The 19,787-nt window shown below is 52.5% G+C and carries 18 protein-coding genes; 7 read left to right on the top strand and 11 right to left on the bottom strand.

Annotated features, from left to right (window positions below):
- Positions 1-40: 40 nt before the first annotated feature.
- Positions 41-1,738 (bottom strand): methyl-accepting chemotaxis protein, encoded by a 1,698-nt coding sequence (locus J4E05_RS03555; protein ID WP_085592728.1) that lies wholly within the window; start codon positions 1,736-1,738, stop codon positions 41-43.
- Between the two features lie 240 nt (positions 1,739-1,978).
- Positions 1,979-2,674, bottom strand: coding sequence for an alpha/beta hydrolase (locus J4E05_RS03550; protein WP_349592442.1), 696 nt, complete (start codon positions 2,672-2,674; stop codon positions 1,979-1,981).
- A gap of 508 nt (positions 2,675-3,182) precedes the next feature.
- Here J4E05_RS03550 and J4E05_RS03545 point away from each other — a divergent pair.
- Positions 3,183-4,526 (top strand): MATE family efflux transporter, encoded by a 1,344-nt coding sequence (locus J4E05_RS03545; RefSeq protein WP_085592763.1) that lies wholly within the window; start codon positions 3,183-3,185, stop codon positions 4,524-4,526.
- Between the two features lie 162 nt (positions 4,527-4,688).
- Here J4E05_RS03545 and J4E05_RS03540 read toward each other — a convergent pair whose 3' ends face one another.
- A complete protein-coding gene (locus tag J4E05_RS03540) occupies positions 4,689-5,168 on the bottom strand; it encodes an Lrp/AsnC family transcriptional regulator (protein ID WP_085592724.1) in 480 nt (159 codons plus the stop codon).
- Between the two features lie 579 nt (positions 5,169-5,747).
- Between J4E05_RS03540 and J4E05_RS03535 the strand changes: the two genes are divergently transcribed.
- Positions 5,748-6,245 carry a GNAT family N-acetyltransferase gene (locus tag J4E05_RS03535; protein ID WP_246832990.1) on the top strand — a complete coding sequence of 166 codons (498 nt, stop codon included), beginning with the start codon at positions 5,748-5,750 and terminating at the stop codon, positions 6,243-6,245.
- Positions 6,246-6,248: 3 nt separating this feature from the next.
- On the top strand, positions 6,249-6,695 hold the full coding sequence (locus tag J4E05_RS03530; RefSeq protein WP_085592718.1) for an Rrf2 family transcriptional regulator: 447 nt from the start codon (positions 6,249-6,251) through the stop codon (positions 6,693-6,695).
- A gap of 242 nt (positions 6,696-6,937) precedes the next feature.
- On the opposite strand, the gene J4E05_RS03525 is transcribed toward J4E05_RS03530, so the two are convergent.
- Entirely contained in the window at positions 6,938-9,202 is a 2,265-nt protein-coding gene (locus J4E05_RS03525; protein WP_349592439.1) for a DEAD/DEAH box helicase, read from the bottom strand.
- A 206-nt stretch (positions 9,203-9,408) separates the two neighbouring features.
- Between J4E05_RS03525 and J4E05_RS03520 the strand changes: the two genes are divergently transcribed.
- Positions 9,409-9,975: a hydrolase gene (locus J4E05_RS03520; RefSeq protein WP_349592438.1), complete on the top strand. Its 567-nt coding sequence runs from the start codon at positions 9,409-9,411 to the stop codon at positions 9,973-9,975.
- A 9-nt stretch (positions 9,976-9,984) separates the two neighbouring features.
- Entirely contained in the window at positions 9,985-10,710 is a 726-nt protein-coding gene (locus J4E05_RS03515) for an alpha/beta fold hydrolase (RefSeq protein WP_349592436.1), read from the top strand.
- A 170-nt stretch (positions 10,711-10,880) separates the two neighbouring features.
- On the opposite strand, the gene J4E05_RS03510 is transcribed toward J4E05_RS03515, so the two are convergent.
- The gene (locus J4E05_RS03510) at positions 10,881-11,492 is read right to left on the bottom strand and encodes a hypothetical protein (RefSeq protein ID WP_349592434.1); all 612 of its coding nucleotides are present in this window, start codon (positions 11,490-11,492) and stop codon (positions 10,881-10,883) included.
- 179 nt (positions 11,493-11,671) lie between these two features.
- Between J4E05_RS03510 and J4E05_RS03505 the strand changes: the two genes are divergently transcribed.
- A complete protein-coding gene (locus tag J4E05_RS03505; RefSeq protein WP_349592432.1) occupies positions 11,672-12,259 on the top strand; it encodes a cytochrome b in 588 nt (195 codons plus the stop codon).
- 7 nt (positions 12,260-12,266) lie between these two features.
- Here the strand turns inward: J4E05_RS03505 and J4E05_RS03500 are convergent, their stop codons facing one another.
- Together J4E05_RS03500 and parE are read right to left on the bottom strand one after the other, a co-directional pair.
- A complete protein-coding gene (locus J4E05_RS03500; RefSeq protein ID WP_349592430.1) occupies positions 12,267-13,187 on the bottom strand; it encodes a glutaminase in 921 nt (306 codons plus the stop codon).
- A gap of 78 nt (positions 13,188-13,265) precedes the next feature.
- Positions 13,266-15,248 carry a DNA topoisomerase IV subunit B gene (parE, locus tag J4E05_RS03495; protein ID WP_085592759.1) on the bottom strand — a complete coding sequence of 661 codons (1,983 nt, stop codon included), beginning with the start codon at positions 15,246-15,248 and terminating at the stop codon, positions 13,266-13,268.
- Between the two features lie 244 nt (positions 15,249-15,492).
- Here parE and J4E05_RS03490 point away from each other — a divergent pair, with 244 nt between their 5' ends.
- Positions 15,493-15,915, top strand: coding sequence for an acyl-CoA thioesterase (locus J4E05_RS03490; protein WP_085592706.1), 423 nt, complete (start codon positions 15,493-15,495; stop codon positions 15,913-15,915).
- Positions 15,916-16,014: 99 nt separating this feature from the next.
- Here J4E05_RS03490 and J4E05_RS03485 read toward each other — a convergent pair whose 3' ends face one another.
- From J4E05_RS03485 to J4E05_RS03470, 4 genes are all read right to left on the bottom strand, one after another.
- Entirely contained in the window at positions 16,015-16,764 is a 750-nt protein-coding gene (locus J4E05_RS03485; protein ID WP_349592428.1) for an SDR family oxidoreductase, read from the bottom strand.
- Positions 16,765-16,930: 166 nt separating this feature from the next.
- Complete coding sequence (locus tag J4E05_RS03480; RefSeq protein ID WP_349592426.1) at positions 16,931-17,881, bottom strand: AraC family transcriptional regulator; 951 nt, start codon at positions 17,879-17,881, stop codon at positions 16,931-16,933.
- 76 nt (positions 17,882-17,957) lie between these two features.
- Positions 17,958-19,007: a dipeptidase gene (locus tag J4E05_RS03475; RefSeq protein WP_349592424.1), complete on the bottom strand. Its 1,050-nt coding sequence runs from the start codon at positions 19,005-19,007 to the stop codon at positions 17,958-17,960.
- Between the two features lie 11 nt (positions 19,008-19,018).
- Entirely contained in the window at positions 19,019-19,783 is a 765-nt protein-coding gene (locus J4E05_RS03470; protein ID WP_349592422.1) for an ABC transporter ATP-binding protein, read from the bottom strand.
- Positions 19,784-19,787: the final 4 nt, after the last annotated feature.

The following is a 19,787-nucleotide window of genomic DNA, read 5'->3' as shown; positions in this document are numbered from 1 at the left end:
TTTTTTATTTGTTGGTCGTAATTCTAACAGGCCAGACCGGTCAGGCTGCTTTGGTGCGAAGGTCGCTCAGGAACATTTCAATTGCCTGTTCCAGCGATGTTGCCTCGGTTACCAGTTGTTCCGCATTTTGCGCCAGGGTGCCGGTTTCGGTTGAAACCTTGCCTGCGTTTTCATTCACCCTGTCTATCCGTTCAGAGACTTCCTGTGTGCCATATGCCGCCTGTTGCACATTGCGCGAAATTTCTTCAATCGCAGCGTGTTGTTCTTCAACCGCGGCCGAAATTGCCGATGAGCTTTCGGCAACGCGGGCAATGGTCTCCGATATCCGATGGATGGCCTTTACGGCATCGCCGGTTTCGTTTTGAACCGATGTAATTTGCTGGTTGATTTCCTCGGTTGCGCGTGCCGTTTGGTTGGCAAGGTTTTTCACCTCGGCGGCAACAACGGCAAATCCCTTGCCTGCATCCCCGGCCCGGGCGGCTTCGATGGTGGCATTCAGGGCCAAAAGGTTGGTTTGTTCTGCGATGGCACCAATCAACTGCGCCACGTCGCCAATGCGCTGGGCCGCTTCGGACAGGCCGGCAACGGTTGCATTGGTGCGAATGGCCTCGGCGTTTGCATTGGACGATACCGTGGCTGAATGGGTCACTTGCTGGGCAATTTCGTCAGAAGACGCACTTAGTTCTTCGGTGGCGGCAGATACTGTTTGAACATTGGCCGATGTCTGGGTGGTGGCAGTGGCAACGGCGGTTGAAAACTCACAATTCATTTTGGCTGCAGTCTGCATCGCGGTTATGGCATTATTCATATTGCCAATTGACCGAATAATATTCTGGATCAAACCTTTTACGCGTTGGTCAAGGGCATCCGCCATGGCGCGAATGTCGTCCTTGCGTTGCTGTTCCGACTGCATTTCAATTTCGCGCTGCCGGGCTTCAAGCTTGCGGTTGTGGATCGCCTGTTCCCGAAAGGTAACAACGGTGGTTGCCATTTGGCCCACTTCGTCGCGCCGCTCCTGGCCTTCAACCTCGTCATCAAGTTGACCGGCTGAAATTTCGGTCATGCGGGTGGAAAGCCTGGATAATGCCCCGACAATGTCGTGCCCGATCAGGTATCCGGCGCCAAGCAGCACCAGTAAAAAGGCAGAGCCAATTCCCATCACGACCTTGGCATTGTTCCAGAAGGCGCGGTCAACGTCATCAATGTAAATGCCGGTGCCAATTACGTCACCCCAGGGCAGGGAGCGTGCATAGGAAAGTTTGTCAAAGGTGACGTCTTTGGCTTCACCCGGTTTTGGCCATTGGTAGGTGAAAAAACCACCATCTTTCTGGGACGCTGCCTTGATAAGCGCCTGAACGACATAGGTGCCGGTCGGGTCCTTGAGATTTGACAGGTCCTTGCCAACTGTTGCCGGACTGGCACCATTCGCCCGTGCAATGCCTTTGCGGGTATAGGCGAAGAAATATCCGGTGCCGTTGTCGTAACTGCTTTTCATGATGGTTTTGTAAAACAGGGCAATGGCGTCTTCGCGAGACAGATTGCCCTCCTCGGCATAGGTCAGAAAACCATCGGCCATTGTGACAAGAACATCCGTATCGGATTTAATTTTTTCCTGTCGATCGGCAAGCAGTTCAGAGCGCAACACCGAAAGCTGTATTATCGCAAATGCCACCAGGGCGATAAGGGCGATAATCGATATGAGTGTGATTTTTGTGCTGATCCTAATGTTTCCCAACATCCCGGTCCCCGTTTTTTGTGAAGGCTGTGGCTTCTGAAAATCCCGGGATAGGATAGACACATTCGGACAGGAATTGATATAGGATAGCTATACGATTGTAGCAGTTATTAGAGAAAAATAATGTTTAGATCTGGCATCATTCCAGCAAAACCCTGAAGACAGTGTATTGATAAAGAAAACCCGTCTGCCGTCAGACGGGTTTTGGGCGGGCAGGTACAAACGATGACGGGCCGTTCGCCGTCAGGAAAGGTGTTGTTTTAGGAACTTAGCGGCAATAGCGAGGCCTTCGCCGTCGATTCCATGGGGCAGGCCCGGACGTTCGTGCAAGTTGACGTCAAAGCCGTTTTCGGCCAGCACGGATTGCGCCATATGTGATGCCTGAACCGGTACAACCGGGTCCGCACTGCCGTGAATAAGGGTAATGGGCGGGCGCGAAACAATTTCAGGTGCAAGGGTATCATGCCCCAGAAGGGCACCCGAAAAACCGACGATCCCGGCCAGTTGTTGCGGATAGCGCGGGCCAAGTTGCAACGCCATCATGGTGCCTTGTGAAAAACCAACCAGAGCAAGTTTGCCAGCATCAAGTTGATGCTGCATCAGGGCCTCGTCGATGAAGCCTGCGAGCGATGCCGTATTTTCGCGTGCACCTTCGGCCAGGGCCTTTAATGCCGTGGGCATGGTGTGTGCATCGCGGCGTAAAAATTCGGGGTCATAGGAAGCCAGGCTGAACCACTGGCGGCCGAAGGGGGACATTTCGCAAGGATGGGGGGCGTTGGGCGAATAAAACACCGTATCAGGCAGGGCTGGTGCCAGTTCCGGGGCAAGGCCGATTAAATCGCTGCCATCGGCACCAAATCCGTGCAGAAAAATAACAATGCTTTTGGTGGTTCCCGATGCCGCCGGAACGACGGGTCCTTCAAGGGTAATTTGCGACATATATGTATTTCCAAACCTGGGTCAGACTGAAATGCACCCTGCCGTAACTGCGGGTTAAGGGCAAGGATTTGTCCTGTAAGGCCGGTATTTGATACGGATTGTGGATAAAATTGTGGATAAAATTGTGGATAAATTTCCTGAGCAGATGCTCAATGTTTTGGCAGTTGTATGGTTGTGGACCGTAATATACGCCAATTAAACGTTATTTTTCGGACACACCCTTAGGTGGAAAATGAATTTAATTAAATAACAGTTTGTGGGTAATCAGTTGGAGTTATACCCGTTGATACGAATGAATCACCGAACGGGATATTGGATACATCCCACAATCCCCGGACGTTTTCCTGAAATTTCATGATTTTTGGTCTGTGTAAGGCGGGTTTTTTCAATCAAATCTCGCCAAGGGCACGGGTGCAGGATATGAAAATGACAAGAGTTCAAAAATGCGCAAATGCGGTTGGGACAAACCCCACCCGTTGATTTGCTTTTTACCTGTAATGAGGTCGCAATGCCAAATTCTCGCCGTTGGTTGGGCAAGGGGGATCGCCGTGTTTTAGCACTGACGGTGCCGATTATTCTGTCAAACGCGACGGTGCCATTGTTAGGTGCGGTTGATACAGCGGTGGTGGGCCATCTTGATAGTCCGCATTATATTGGGGCCGTGGCAATTGGCGCCCTGATTTTCAGTTATGTGTTCTGGAGCTTTGGCTTTCTGCGCATGGCGACGACGGGGCTAGCTGCGCAGGCCGCAGGCCGACGTGATGCCTGTGAAGTGCGGGCAGTGTTTGCCCGTGGTGCCTTGATTGCCCTTGTTGCCGGGTTGCTGGTGATGGTTTTGCAGTGGCCCATTGTCGAACTGGCGATGCGCCTGATTGCGCCATCGTCCGATGTCGAGGCTGCTGCGCGCGATTATTTTCATGTTCGTATCTGGGCTTCCCCGGCAACATTGATGCAATATTGCATGTTGGGCTGGTTGCTGGCGATGCGGGACAGCCGCGCCGTATTTATTTTTCAGGTGGTTTTGAATTCGCTTAATATCATTCTGGATATTTTGTTTGTTCAGGGGTTTGGCTGGGACGTGCGCGGGGTGGCGGGGGCCACTGTGATTGCTGATTATTCCGGCGTTGCACTCGGCTGGTTTTTGATGCAACCCCATCTGGCCCGGCTGGGCGGGCGTTGGCGTGACGTGGCATTGTTTGACCGTATCCAGTTGTTGCGCCTGATGAAGGTGAACGGCGATATTTTTATTCGCACGTTGGCGCTGACATCTGCCTTTGCACTGTTTACCAGTTTTAGCGCCCGGTTTGGCGAGGTGACACTGGCGGCAAATGCGGTTTTACAAAATTTTCTGATGTTCGGGTCATTCGCACTGGATGGTTTTGCTCATGCAGCTGAAACCCTGGTTGGGCAGGCCTATGGGGCGGAACGACGCAAACAGTTTTTGTGGGCCGTGCGCAAAACAACCGTCTGGGCAGTGATTTCGGCCTGTGCGATGGCGCTGGTTTTTGCCGTGTTAGGTGTGCCAATTATTGATGGGTTAACCAGCATTAATGACGTGCGCGACGCGGCTTATCAGTATTTGCCATGGGCAATATTATTACCCATAACCGGTGTGCTGGGGTTTCAGTTTGACGGGGTGTTTCTAGGGGCAATGCAAACCCGGCACTGGCGCAATATGATGCTATGTTCGGTCGCTTTGTTTGCTGTTTTTGCGTGGGGCGCGGTTGTCCTGAACAGTAATCATGCCCTGTGGGCGGCATTTAACCTGTTTTTTCTGTTGCGCGGGTTAACTTTGGCCGGGTTGTTCCCCACCATTATCCCTCGCAATGTCGCCAGCTTTGGCAAAGGTTAGAACCCAGGTAGGGCATTCTATGTTAATGGCGTTTTGCGCCTTGCACCGGGGCCATTGCATTTAAATGCGATGAATTCACGACATGCTTTGTGTCGGAACTATTTCCACGGTGTTTTGCAGCTGGAAATGGATAATTTTGGGGGTCGGGCCAAGCAGGGTGGCTTATTCGGTTTCCGGAACTGGCAATCGGGTGCTGTTTTTGACTTCGTGCAGGGTAAAGCTGGATTTGATGTTGGCAACCCCTGGCAGTTTCATCATCACTTCGGACAGGAAGCGTTGATAGGCGGCGGGGTCCTGAACCACAATCCGCATCATATAATCCTGATTGCCGACCATTGCATAACAATCGACAATTTCGGGATGTTGCTGCACTGCGGTTTCAAACCGGCGAAGTGACGGTTCGTCATGCTGGGTAAGGGAGACGGTGACAAAAACATTCACCCCGAGATGCAGATGAGAGGGGTCAAGCAAGGCGACATATTTGCGAATAACGCCACTTTCTTCAAGCTTGCGCAATCGGCGCAAACACGGCGACACCGACAGGCCAACCTTGTCGGCCAGTTCGACCATCGAGATGCGGCCATCTTCCTGAATTTCACGAAGAATATTGCGGTCAATTGCATCAAAACCGTTGCGCGCCATGGCGTGCCCCACTCCCTTGGACGAAAATACTGATCGATTGTAACAGGCGGGCTGCGCAAAATTTTTGCCCGAAAGACGGTTTTTACGCAGCAATCTCTTTGGCGCGATAAGCCATGACTTCGCCCATCTGTCAATCGTTGCGTTGTTTTTCCGGCTAATTCTGTTTGGTTAAACGTTATTGTTGCGCCCGTTTGCATGTCGCACATAGTTGATTGCCAGGTCATAATCGTGACCTCGGATGTTTTAGGAATATTTGCGTCTAATGGACGCGGTTGTGATCAGGAAAGTGGCGTTTTGCAGTGCAGGTTGCATTTAGGTGTTGCTGCGCAGCAGCATGAGCGTTATTGCACATTAACGGGGCAACCAAGGTAAGCAGAGTTGTGCCGTGGATGCGGTTAATTGCTGTATCGTCGCGTTGCGGTGTGTTTTGGGCGCCGCACGGGGTGAACTTATCATTGCTGCTTGCCATCCTGACAGTGTAGTATAATCGTACTAAATTACGTATTTGAGATGGGCGACATCTCCTGCATACGGGCGCCGAGGCATTTGGGTGCCAGCGGGACAGGAAAGGCAGTTTTGGTGGACGCAGCACAAGACAGACCGGGCTATAACCTGGTTCATATCGACGATCATAAAATCAATATCCGGCCTGCCGTGAAGGAAGATCTTCCGGTCGTTGTCGATCTTGATGAACGCACCACCGGTTTGCGTAAGCCCGACTATTGGGACGATCTGTTCGTACGTTACGGCAATCGCAAGGATAGCCGGTTTTTCCTGATTGCTGAAGAAGGCGATACCTTGCTGGGCTGTATTTTTGGTGAAGTGCGGTCGTGGGAATTTAATTCTGTACCGTGTGGCTGGGTTGGCACCGTTAGCGTCGAGCCTGATTTGCGCATGGGGGGCGTTGGGACAATTTTATATCGCGAGATTTGCAAATGTTTCCGCCATGCCGGGGTGCAAAAAGTTCGCACCATGATCCCGCGCGATGCCACCGACCTGATGTCGTTTTTCCGTGCCCAGGGAATGATGGCCGGGCCTTTTATCCAGCTTGAAACCGATATGGAAGAGGAGGGCTAAGCCATGATGTCCCTGCAAAAAGCGACATTATTTGCCCTATATGCGGTTTTGGAACTGGCAGAGGATACGCAGCGTCAGCTTTCGGCTTCGGAAATTGCCGAGCGCTATAATATTTCGACCAATCATTTGGCCAAGGTGCTGCGCGATCTGGGCCGGGCCGGGCTGGTGGAATCGGTTCGGGGGGCCGGGGGGGGGTACCGTTTTTGCGGTAATGCCAAACGCACAACCTTGCTTGATGTTGTTGAATTATTTGAAGAGGTTGGCGCAGGGCCATCGAACGGGATTGTACAGGAAACCAATGCCGGTGTCGCATTGTCGCTGGTCATGGACGAGATCGAGGCCATCACCTATGCCACGCTGCAATCGATTTCGATTGAAACCATGTTAAAGCTGATGCGCAAACGCCGCCCCGAGCGAAAACTGCCAACCGGGCTGTTCAGAGCCGTCTGATTGTATCTTTTCTGTTGGAAGCAGGCGTTAGACAGCCTTTGTGATTTCCCGGCTTATGACGCTACACACTCGCACGGTGACATGCCACGACAGGGTGCTTGTTAAATACTGTGTAATATTAAGAATTTAATTGCAAAAAGCCGCCGGAGGAATTTCCCGGCGGCTTTTTGGTTTTTCATGCTGTACCGATCAGCAGACAACAGGAAAACAGGGGGTCTTCCTGTTTTCCATTGTTGCTGTGATCAACCGGCATTTTCCGGGCTGGATTGATCCGCATTAGGTGCGACATCGGCCGGTGCGGTTTCACTGTTAGTGGTGGTGGCCGGTTTTTTACGCGGCTTGCGCGGTGCCCGTGGTTTGGCTGCCTTTTTAGGGGCGGCCTTTTTCACTTTTTCACCATCGTCACCTGTTGCCGTATCACCATCAGCTGTATCCGCTGTTTTGGCGGTTGCCTTTGGCTTGGCCGCGGCCCGTGTGCGCGGTTTGCGTGGCGCGCGGGCCTTTGGTTTGGCCGGTGCCTTTGCCTCTGTCGTTTTTTCGCCCTCGGGGCTGGAACTGGCAGCGGGTTTTTCCGGATCTGCCGACGCAGGTGTTGTTTCCGTTGTGCTCATAGGTGCGGCAGCCGGGGCCGGGGTGTTTTCTGCCGGGGCAGTTTCCGGTGCCGGGCTTGATGTCGCAGCAGGTGATGTTTCAGCAGCGGGCGTCACAGCAGGTTGCGGCTGTTCAACTTTTGTTGCTTCAACAGCAGTGGCAGGTTTGTCGGTATTTTCGGTTTCCGGCGTTTTGCTGGCATCATTATTGCGGGTGGGTTTGCGGTTGTTCCGCGAAGACCCGGTTTTGCGAGGTGATGCCTTGCGGGTAGATTTCCGGGCCGGTTTGGTTTCTTCTTCGTCTTTTTCAACCTTTGCCGGTTTACGTAACGAAGAAAGCGGCACCGCGGTCAACAGGAATGCCGGCACATGATCGCCCATGCCGATAACCGGTTTGTCATCATGATCATCGCGGTCGCGACGATTATGATTTTTACGGTCGCGCTGCGGGCGGTTTTGATGGCGGTCTTCGCGTGGATCCCGGACATGTCGCGAGGTGGCCGGGGCAGCCGACACCGGTGTTGAAGGTGTCTGGGCGTTGCCAGTAGCCGGGCTTGGCTGGGATGCCGGGCGTTCAGCAGGTTTCGGTGCGTCTGGCGACGGTGCCGAACCTGGGGCCGGTGCTGCGGCTTTCTGATCTTGTGGGCCATTACGGCGCGAAGCATTGCGACGATTGTTATTGTCATCGCCATTGCGTCCGTTGTCATTGTTGCGGCCACGTTCGCGGTCGCCACCTTTGGCACGGGTGTTGCGTTTGTTACGGCGTTTTTTGCCGCTGAAATCCAGCTCAAGGATTTCAATACCCTCAACTGACGTAATCGGAATCGTCATATTGATGGTTTTGTTAATGGCTTCAACCAGCTTGCCGTCTTCCGGGGTAGCAAGGGTAAAGGCCTTGCCGGCACGTCCGGCCCGGCCGGTACGCCCGGTGCGATGGACATAATCCTCGGCATTAAACGGCACGTCAAAGTTGAACACATGTGACACATCGGCAACGTCGATGCCGCGTGCGGCAACGTCAGAGCAAATCAAAACGGTAATGTCACCGGATTTAAATTTGTCGAGTGTTTCGGTGCGTTCACTTTGTACCAGGTCACCATGCATGCGACCGGCGTTAAAGCCGTGTTTGGTCAGGGATTTATAAAGAATATCGACATCTTTTTTGCGATTGCAGAACACAAAAGCATTTTTGATGTCTTCATTGCGGATCAAACGGCGAAGGGTTTCGCGTTTGTCCATTTCGTCAATAACAACCAGTTTATGCTCAAGCGTGGTTGCCATGCTTGAGGGCGCGGAAACAGTGATTTCCTTTGGGTTGCTCAGGAATTTGTCGGCCAGACGCCGAATTTCCTTGGGCATGGTTGCCGAGAAAAACAGCGTTTGGCGCTGCTTGGGCAACATATTGACGATTTTTTCGATGTCGGGGATGAAACCCATATCAAGCATGCGGTCCGCTTCGTCGATGACCAGCAATTTGCAGTCAGACAGAAGCAGTTTTCCGCGCTCGAAGGTATCAATCAGGCGGCCAGGTGTTGCGATGATAACATCGGCACCTTTTTCCAGAATCTTTTGTTGTTCAACAAACGATTCCCCGCCAATCACCAGCGCTTTCGACAGGGGCACATATTTGCCATAGGTGTCGAAATTCTGTGCCACCTGGGTGGCCAGTTCGCGGGTTGGCTCAAGGATGATGGAGCGCGGCATCCGCATGCGCGCACGGCCATGATGAAGAATATCAAGCATCGGCAGAACAAAGCTGGCCGTTTTGCCCGTCCCGGTTTGCGCGCAGCCAAGAATGTCGCGTGCCATCATGACAGAAGGAATGGCCTGGCGCTGGATGGGGGTCGGCGTGTCATAGCCGGCGTCTGCGACGGCTTTGAGGATATCTTCGCTCAGACCGAGATCGGCGAAAGTCATATGATTCGGGTTCCCGCAACAAATGCGTTAAAGATTGATTTACTTAAAGACAAATCTGCTTGGGTGGTAAAGCCAAGCCCGTCCCAAGTCAAGAAAAACGCCTTCAAAAAGGTGGTTGCAGCGTATTTTTAACCTGCCACATGCTTGTTTGACGGTCCTTGCAGGCGTATCGTGGCCTAAACGTGCTGCCAATCAGGAGACTGACGATGTTAATGGATGTCACCCGTTCTGTTCTGGTTATTGTCGATGTTCAGGAAAAACTTTATCCCGCCTGCCTTGACCCGGTTGAAACGGTTGATGCCTGCTGTTTCCTACTAAAGTGCGCCAACCGCCTGTCGGTACCGGCAATCGTGACGGAACAATATCCCAAAGGGCTGGGGCATACCAGCAAACCCATCCTCGATTTGCTGGAAAATGCAAAAGATATCGCCGACGGCGGCAATGTGGTGCGTAAAAACAGTTTTTCCTGCGTTATTGCCGACGGTTTCATCGATAAACTTGAAGAAATTCCCGGTCGCGACCAGGTTGTGATTGCCGGGATGGAAACGCATGTGTGCGTGCTACAAACCGTTCTGGACCTGATTGATCGTGGTCGTGAGGTTTTTGTGGTCGCCGATGCCGTAACATCGCGTAAGCAGGAAGACCGCATTTTCGGGATAGAACGAATGCGCGATGCCGGGGCCGGAATTGTTACCCGTGAAAGCGTTATGTTTGAGTGGTTGCGGGTTGCGGGGACGCCGGAATTCAAGGAACTTAGTGCGTTGATCCGTTAGGTTTGGACCGTGACGTCCAAAACGATTCAGAATGTTGCTTTTTTGCCCGGTATGCTGGCGGACGAACGATTATGGGAAAAATCCCTTCCCTTCATCACTAACAACCAGGCAGGACTGAGATTTCGGCCGCATTTTATCGATATGGCAGAAGGGGAGTCGATTGGGCACATCGCAGACCAGGTATTGCGGCAAATGCCGGATCGTTTTGCCCTGGTTGGTATGTCGATGGGGGGATACGTGGCGCATGAAATTATGCGCCGCAGTCCTGGGCGAATATCCCACATGATGCTGGTAAACACGCGTGCTTGCGCCGAAAGCGCGGTATCGCGGCGCAAGCGTGTGTTGATGGCGCGGATGATAAAACAGCAACCGGTTTTTCGTGGTTTTAATGGCCCGTTGCTTGACGGCGCCTTGCATCCCGATAACCGGCACCAGACCAGCCTGTTAAGCGTACTCGAGGAAATGGCAGCCTCGTTGGGGCGTGATGTTTTTTGCCGCCAGCAGATCGCGGTTGCAAACCGAGCGGATTATTTCGCCGACCTGGCCCACATTACAATTCCCTGCCACGTGATGTGGGGGCAGAGCGATGCCATTATTCCCCCGAAACTGCAGCTGACGATGGCGCAGAAAATTCCGCATGCAACATTTCAGGAAATACCCGGTGCCGGGCATTATGTGCCATTGGAAGCACCGGAGATTTTCGCAAACGGGTTGATGTCGTTGTTGGCTCGCTAAAGTATCCGTTTTACTCAAGCGTATTTTACAGTCCGTTTTGTTTGTTTTTGGCGTGTCGTTTGGCACGGTACAGCGCGCGGCACGATGCGGCGCATCGGGCGAGTGGTGTAACGCCGTCAGACGCTGCCAAAATGGGTCATATTAAAGGAAAAATGCTGTAGGCGAGGGGATCAGCAACCCGGTGACATACGTGAACAATGGTCGTCGTTGCGATCAGGCTGGCTGATGGGAAACAGGTAATGAATGACTGTTGGTGCCAGATCGTTGATTTTTTCACGGTCGATCGGGTTTTCGACATTGGCGCGCAATTCCGAAATCACACTGTCCCCGGAACAGAACGCAAACCGTATTGGTGTTTTGGCTTGCCCGGGCGTTAAGGCCGCATTTTGAGGATCTTCACACATTGCATCGCGTGACGTGTTTTGGGTGGGATTTACAACAACAACCATTCGGTGTTTGGGACGTAAAGTGGGTTTGTTCCGGCTTGCGTTGATACTTCCGGCTTCAGCTTTGGCTTGTTGCGGAGAGATAAAGGTTAGCTGCGGGGCAAAACCATGATGGGAAAACATATTGGCCCAGCTGGCATCATCAATGCCTGTTTGCCCGTCGTGAACTTCCATCACCATGATGTTGGAAGGGGCGGCATAGCGTTTAAAACCGGCAACATCGGTGGTGTCATAAAACGGGGCTTCAATTGTGCTGGCACCACACGCAGCAAGCAGCGGGGCAGCGATACCCAGTAAAACCAGAAAAAGGGCTTTGGGGTGGCGTTTGGCAAACATGGCAGGCGGGCTCCTTACGGGATTTCCCAAGGGGTATTCTTGTTTATGTAATCAAAGGTTTGAACGCTTTTCCGGGATGCGTCAAAGCCTGAGGACAAATTGATACAATTCAGGGATCAGGGGGTTACAGGTGGGAATTATGATTGTGATCCGTAAAACATAGTTTGCAGGATCACAAAATGTCAGTGCCTTCACAAAATTTGTCTGCGTCTGCTTCCAGAATCGTCGATCCCGAGGGGATGAACCGCCCGCATTGGCTGGTGCCTGTTTTGCACTGGGGGATGGCGGTATTGATTGTGGCCGTATTTATCGTTGGCAAGATCATGGAAGATTTACCCCGTGAACAGCGGTTGCCGGTCATGGGATGGCATATTTTGTTTGGTCTTTCCGTTCTGATACTGTTTTTACCCCGAATTATTGCCGTGCTTGCCAATGTGCGCCAACAACATGCCATATCGCCCGCAAACATCGTAAAAACCAATCTGGCAGCTCGAATTATGCAGGGTGTGCTGTATTTTCTGATGCTGGCGGTCCCCCTTGCCGGGTTAACAGCCATGACGACGATTGGCCGTAATTTTTCGGTGTTGGGTTTGTTTTCTCTACCGAATTTCACAGCAAATCATGAGTTGCACGAACTGGCGGAAAATGTTCACGGCACCATGGCCACAATCCTGATCATTTTGGCGGGGGCGCATGCCGGGGCCGCCTTGTGGCATCACTTTGTTGTCAAAGACAATGTTTTGCGTCGCTATTTGCCGGGACGGTAAAAATTATTCAAAAAACCGAACGACCGATGGCGTCGGTCAACATTTCCAACGCCGCAATCCCGGGGGCGGAATTGCCCCGGCTATCGAGGCGCGGAGACCAGACGCAAACCGAAAATTCATTCGGAATAACGCCAATAATTGCACCGCCAACACCGCTTTTGGCCGGAATGCCCACTGAAAATGCAAAGTCGCCGACGCCATCATACATGCCACAGGTTAGCATTAAGGCGTTGATACGGCGGGCTTCAGAGGGCGAAAGAACTTCGCTGCCTTCAATGCCAACCCCCTGATTGGCAAGAAAAAGCGTTGCCCGGGCCAGTTCGCGGGCTGACATGGTGATTGCACATTGTTTGAAATAGGCGCGCACAACCGATTCGACCGGGTTATCGAGTTTGCCAAAACTTTTCATTAAATAGGCAATGGCGCGGTTGCGGTTGCCATGCTGGTCTTCGGACAGATAAACCTCGTTATCAGCGCGAATTTCGGGGTTTTTGCACAAACGCCCCAAAAATTCGGCAACGGAACGATCCGGGTTGGCAAACCGTGATGAAATCATATCACAAACCCGGATGGCACCGGCATTGATGAACGGGTTACGCGGAATACCTTCTTCCTGTTCCAGCAGGATCAGGGAATTAAACGCCGACCCACTGGGTTCGCGACGAACCGCTTGCCAAAGGTCGTTACCACAGCTTCGCAACGCCAGTACCAGGGCAAAGACCTTGGATACACTTTGGATTGAAAAGGGGATATCGGCATCGCCAATGGCAAATTCGGCCCCGTTGACATGGCGAATAACCATGGCGAACCGGTCGCTGGGAACTGCGGCCAGGGCGGGGATGTAATCGGCATTGCGCGCGGTTTGAAAATCGCGCTGTTTTATACGTTCGGAAATATCAGCCAAAATTGATGTATAATCGGCACGCATAGCACAGGCCCCTGAAACAAGCGGACAAAAAACCCGGCACTGAAAGGCCGGGTTTGATGAAGGTGATATGGCGCAGAATTAGACGTCGATATCCTCGACAAACCGCGCATGTTCCTGAATAAACTGAAACCGCAATTCCGGTTTTTTACCCATCAGGCGTCCGACCAGGTCCTTGGTCTGTTCCCTTCCGTCCGGCTCGGCGGCATCGGGCAGGGTAACGCGCAGCAAGGTCCGGTTTTTGTGCGACATAGTGGTTTCGCGCAATTGTTGGGACGGCATTTCCCCCAAACCTTTAAACCGTGAAATTTCAACTTTGGCCGGGTTTTTAAACTCGGTATTTAACAGCGTTTCCTTTTCGGCATCATCCATCGCATAGATGCTTTTGCCACCCTGTGTCAGGCGGTAAAGCGGCGGCATGGCCAAAAACAGGTTGCCGTTGTCAATCAGCCCGGGCATTTCCTGATAGAAAAATGTCATAAGCAGGGATGCGATATGCGCACCGTCGACGTCAGCATCGGTCATGATGATGACGCGTTCATAACGCAGATCTTTTAACTGGAAATCGGATCCGGCACCGCAGCCAAAGGCTTCGATCATGTCCTTGATTTCCTGGTTGGCCATCATTTTTTCGCGGGTTGCCGATGCCACGTTCAGGATTTTACCCCGCAGCGGCAAAACAGCCTGCGTTTCGCGATCACGCGCCTGTTTGGCTGAACCACCAGCCGAATCCCCTTCGACCAGGAAAATTTCAGTTCCCGCCGCAATCGAGCGCGAACAATCCGTTAGTTTGCCGGGCAGGCGCAGGCGCCGGGTGGCGGACTGGCGTTTGGTTTCTTTCTTTTCCTTGCGGCGCTGGCGTTCTTCGGCGCGCATGATAATGCGTTCAAGCAGGCGCTTGGCATTTTCTGTGTCCCCGGTCAGCCAATGGTCGAAATGGTCGCGAACGGCGGTTTCAACCAGTTTGGTGGCATTTTGCGTGCCCAGTTTTTCCTTGGTCTGGCCCTGAAATTGCGGGTCAGGCAGAAATACCGACAACATAACGCAGCCGCCGCCAAAAACGTCTTCGGCGGTAATCGCCGATGCTTTTTTCACGCCAACCATATCGCCATATGCCTTGACCGCCTTGGTCAGGGCATAGCGAAGCCCGGCTTCGTGCGTGCCGCCCAGCGGGGTGGGAACGGTATTACAGTAGGAATGAAAATACCCTTCGCCGCCATCAGGCCAGCCAACTGCCCATTCAACACGGCCCGGGCTGTCTGAAAACTTCGCTTCGCCGGCAAATGGGCGTTCGGTCACCATATCGCGACCTTTAAGCGTCATTTCCAGATAGTCGAGAATCCCGTTGGGGAATTTCAGGACTTCTTTTTGCGGGGTCGGATCGTCGCTGGTGATCAGGGACGGATCACAAGACCAGCGAATTTCAACGCCCTTGTACAAATAGGCCTTCGACCGCGCCATACGAAACACGGTGCCCGGTTTCAGTTTGGCGCGTGCGCCGAAAATTTCGGGGTCGGGCCGGAAAATAACCGTGGTGCCACGGCGGTTGTTTACCGCGCCGCCATCCTGAAGCGGGCCCAGGGGCGTCCCTTTGGAATATTCCTGAAAGACCAGTTTGCGGTCACGCGCAACTTCAACCCGGAACTTGTCGGTCAGCGCATTCACCACCGACATGCCAACCCCGTGCAAACCGCCCGATGTTTCATAGGCATTGCCGGAAAACTTGCCGCCCGAGTGCAGGGTGGTCAAAATCACTTCCAGCGCCGATTTATCGGGAAATTTAGGGTGCGGATCTGTTGGAATACCACGTCCGTTATCGCGGACCAGAACCGTATTGTCGGTCTGAAGTTCCAGTTCAATCCAGTCGGCATGGCCGGCAACCGCTTCGTCCATCGAGTTATCAAGGATTTCAGCGACAAGATGATGGAGTGCAGTATCGTCGGTGCCCCCAATATACATACCGGGGCGGCGACGGACTGGTTCCAGTCCTTCGAGAACCTCGATATCCTTGGCTGAATACGCGTTTGTGGTGCTTTGGTTTGAATCTTCGAAAAGGTCGGTCATGTTCCCCGGAACGCAACTGGTTGTTTTAATAGAATAATCTGGCGGCCCGATGCCAGCTTGCGAATGTTGCGTATAATGCATTTCTGCTATAGCTAACTCGGCGCTGGTACGGCCTGCCGATAAACGAGTACCATAAGATTTAAATCCCGGCTCATAAAAATGTTTTTCGTTTTGCAATGCAACCGGGTTCGATGAAAAAAAACACAGGACAGCGCCGGATTTCCGGCGTTCAGGAGTGAGCGCGATGGTCGAAAAAAATGAAACTGCCAATGCCGACAGCACCATGCCGCGCGGTGATATGTGTACCCGCACATTGGCAATGCCAAGCGATACCAACCCCAGCGGCGATATTTTTGGCGGTTGGCTGATGTCACAAATGGATATTGCTGGCGGTGTTCTGGCCAGTCAGATCGCAGAAGGCCGTGTTGCCACTGTTTCAGTCGATGGCATGACATTTCATCGCCCGGTTTATGTTGGCGACGTTGTGTGCGTGTATGGCGATATTGACCGTATCGGCACCACATCCATGGTCCTGCATCTTGAAGCATGGGTTCTGCGTCGTAATCAGCCGCCGCGCATTAAGGTAACCGAAGCCACCTTTACCTTCGTGGCCATCGATGCCAATGGCCGCCCGCGTCCGGTACGCAAGGATGAAGCGACAGCCTGATTAGCAGGTTGCGCATCAGGAATGCTATGAAGGACAAAGGCAGCATTCAGGTGCTGCCTTTGTCTATTTTAGGCGCCGGGATTAATTGTTAATGCCGGATTACCAGCCTTGTTCGGTTGGCATGATAAAGATTTCTGCCAGATCGACATGGCCGGGGGCCTGCACTGCGTAGAGCACGGTATTGGCGATGTCGTCCCCTTCAAGGAAGGTCATGTCGTTACGCAAATTTTCCATCTGCGCCTTTACTGCCGGGTCGCTGATCTGGTCGTAAAGTTCTGTCGCCACTGCGCCGGGCTGAATGCAGGTAACGCGGATATTGTGTTTTTTGCCGACTTCCATACGCAACCCGTCAGAAAACGCAGTAACGGCATGTTTTGTGGCGCAGTAAACCGTAAGGCCACTGAATACTTTACGTCCGGCAATCGAGGACGTATTGAAAATATGGCCTGATTTTGCGGTGATCATGTGCGGTAATACCGCTGCGGTGGTGTTTAAAACTCCGTTGATATTTACATCAACCATGCGACGCCATTCGTCAGTTTTAAACTGGTCGATATCTGAAAGTGGCATTAGTCCGGCATTGTTAAACAAAATGTCAATGCTGCCTGTGGTTTTAACCAGTTTTGCCACACCGGCCTCCACGGATGAAACATCGCTAACATCCATTTTAATTACCACGGCTTTGCCGCCCTGGGCCTCAATTTCGGTTTTCAGGGTTTCAAGACGATCAGTACGGCGGGCTGCCATACCTACAGTGATACCAGCCTCTGCCAGTTTGCGGGCGGTGGCCGCGCCAATGCCGCTTGATGCACCGGTAATAAGGGCTGTTTTACCTTCAAGATTGGACATTTCGAACTCCTGTCAAGATAGAGTCCCGATCCACCGTCGTGCGGTGACATATCGGGTTGCTCAACAGGGCAGATCCTACGAGGGGGTGCTTTTTTCTTCTCGCGGTGGATTGCGAAAACTATCGCGTTTTTGCGCAAAATTTTGCTTTTGGTCGGTTGGGGAAGGTTTATTTCTGGCGATACTGTCGAGGTGTGACACCGGTTTCGCGTTTAAAAATCTTGGAAAAATGGCTGGAACTCTCGTATCCCAGCATTAGGGATATCTCCAGAATGCTTAAATCGGTTTCGCGCATTAATTGTTGTGATTTTGCTATTTTTTGCGCGATAAAATAATGTGATGGCGTTGTGCCGGTTGTTTTCTTAAACAGCCGTGAAAAATGATAAGGGCTTAATCCCGCTTCCTTGGCACAGATATCAAGGTCGAATTTTTCGTCAAGGTGGTCCCTGAAATAGGACTGAACGCGATGCAGCCGGTGTGCAGGCAACCGCGAGCCGCTGTTTTTCGCATCTTTATCGGACCGTCCATATTGACGCACAAGATGGACGGTAAGGCTTTGCACAATTCCCTCAATATAGGTCAGGCTAGAGGGCTGAGTGCTGGTTATTTCATTGTAAATCAGCCCCAGAAATGTACTGACCTTTTCATCACGAATTCCTGAAACTTCACCAAGAAAACAGGAATAAGATTGGCCTGTTTGCTTTGGTGTTTTTCTTGCGACGGTTTCAAGCAGGGGAATGGGCAAATAAAGGTGCATGACCTCAAACGGGGTGTCGTCATTAGCCTGCCAGCGAATTTCATATGGACTGTGAGAATGGGTCAGGAAAAAATCATGTGATTTGACATGAGATGTTTGCCAGTCGCCTCCGATTTCACGTTCTTCGACAATTGCCGATCCGCGAACGACCCAAACCAGCATAGGTTCAGCCACGGCAGGAACCAGAAATGCTGCCGTCTTTGCCTGATGTGAATAGATCTGTATGTAAATGTCGTTCCCGGCGGCACCTTTGGTTCCCAAAAGGTTGCGGCTTGGAACAAAATTATCCATGCCCAGGGGAGACGTGCGCGCGGGCGTTGGACTGTGGGTGTTTGTGCTTGTCGGGTTGGTCTGTGGCGTCAACCGGTGTTCCTGTTATTGTAATGGCAAGGTTCCCCACCCGGTTTCCCGGGTCGGGAACAATATGTTGCCTGGCGCTTTACCAGCTTTCCTTCGCCACCCGGACGAAATTTTCACCCATGATTTTATCAACCATATCGGGCAAATAGCCTTCGTTGATCAGGGCGTCGGCAAGGGCAGGGAGCTTGCGTGGGTCAAACACAGCAGCACCGCCAGCATTGGGGCCATAACCGCGCTCTGCCGGCCAGTAATAGGCCCGGTCAACGCCTTCGGGGAAGTCGTTGGCCCCCTTGACAGATGGCATGGTGTCCAAACCAATGCCGACATGGTTAATGCCCACCAGTTCCACCAGATAATTGATATGGCGCAGCATGTCGGGAACTTCGGGGGCATTGGCCGATTTCATGAAACGCTGGAAACCACAGACCCCAATCACGCCATTGGTATCAGCACAGGCCTTGATCTGTTCGTCGTCAATGCAGCGTTCATGCCCGCCCAGTTCTTTGGGGTTGGCATGGCTAAACACCACCGGCTTGGTGGATGTGCGCATAATATCAAGGCTGCTTTGCCGTCCGGTATGGGAACAATCCATGATCATGCCCGCCGCATTCACGGCTTTGACCATCTCGTGGCCGAGCGCGGTGAGCGGAATATCATCATCATGGCAGCCACCCGCGACTGAATTGTTGCGGTTATAGGCAAAGTGAATTTGCTTGACGCCCAGCTTGGCAAATACCGGCACCATTTCGGGCATGTCCTGCAGCATCATTGACCCTTCAAGGTCAAAGCCAACGCCCAGAAGACCGGCCTTTTTTGCCTTTGTCAGATCATCAAAACTTTCGATCTGCATATATTTGTCGGGGTGGGCCGCAATTTTGGCGCGGAAATCGGCGATCACCCGCATGATATGCGCCACCGAATTCATATCCATGCCGACATTGATGCAGACATAATCGATATGTCCAGCCCGATAAGTATCAAGCAGGTCGATCGGAATGATCGGGTCCAGCGGCAAGCAGGCATGCGCATCCCAGGTAAAGGAGGGGACGTGCTGGCGTTTATAGTCGCGTAATGCGCTATCGGCCGGGGCGAAGGGGGTTGCAAATTCGGTGTTGGTGGCGATTGTCATGGTAACTCCGGTCAGTCCCAATCAACAAAGCTGTCAATAACGGCACGGTCATATCCACCGGCGGCTTTGTAAAGCTGTTGCGAATAGGGATGTTCAAGCGAACCCTGGGCAAGCTGGCTGGCAGTGGCGCGTTCAACAATGCGGCCATGGTTCATAATGGCAATATCGTCGCAGACATGGGCCACAACCGCAAGATCGTGACTGACCATGATATAGGTCAGCCCCAGGTCGCGGCGCAATGCCGACAGCAAATTAAGAACCTCTGCCTGAATTGACACATCCAGTGCCGATGTCGGTTCATCCAGTAGCAAAACCCGTGGTTCAAGGATAAGGGCACGGGCAATTGACACACGCTGGCGCTGCCCGCCGGAAAGCTGATGCGGATAGCGAAACCGGAACGAGTTATCCAGTCCGACCTGTTCAAGCGCCTTGATGACACGTGCATCGGAATTTCCCAGCTTATGCACGGCAACGGGTTCGCTTAAAATACGGTCGATGGTGTGACGCGGATGAAGCGATCCGAACGGGTCCTGAAACACCATTTGGACCTGACGGTAGAAATCCTTGTTGCGTTTGTGGCCCAGTTCGTGGCCACCGACCACGATGTTTCCTTCCCAGTCCTCTACCAGGCCGGTCATGGTGCGCAAAACAGTGGATTTTCCCGAGCCCGATTCGCCGACCAGCCCGAACGAGCCGTTGGCAGGAACCTTTAGCGAAACGTCTTTAAGGACATGGTTTTCACCAAACCACGCATTCAGATTTTCAATTTCAATCATGGTC

The sequence above is a fragment of the Thalassospira sp. NFXS8 genome (genome assembly GCF_040148805.1).
Lineage (GTDB): Bacteria > Pseudomonadota > Alphaproteobacteria > Rhodospirillales > Thalassospiraceae > Thalassospira.
The sequence above is the reverse complement of the archived record's forward strand: the minus strand, read 5'-3'. Positions and strand labels throughout refer to the sequence as shown.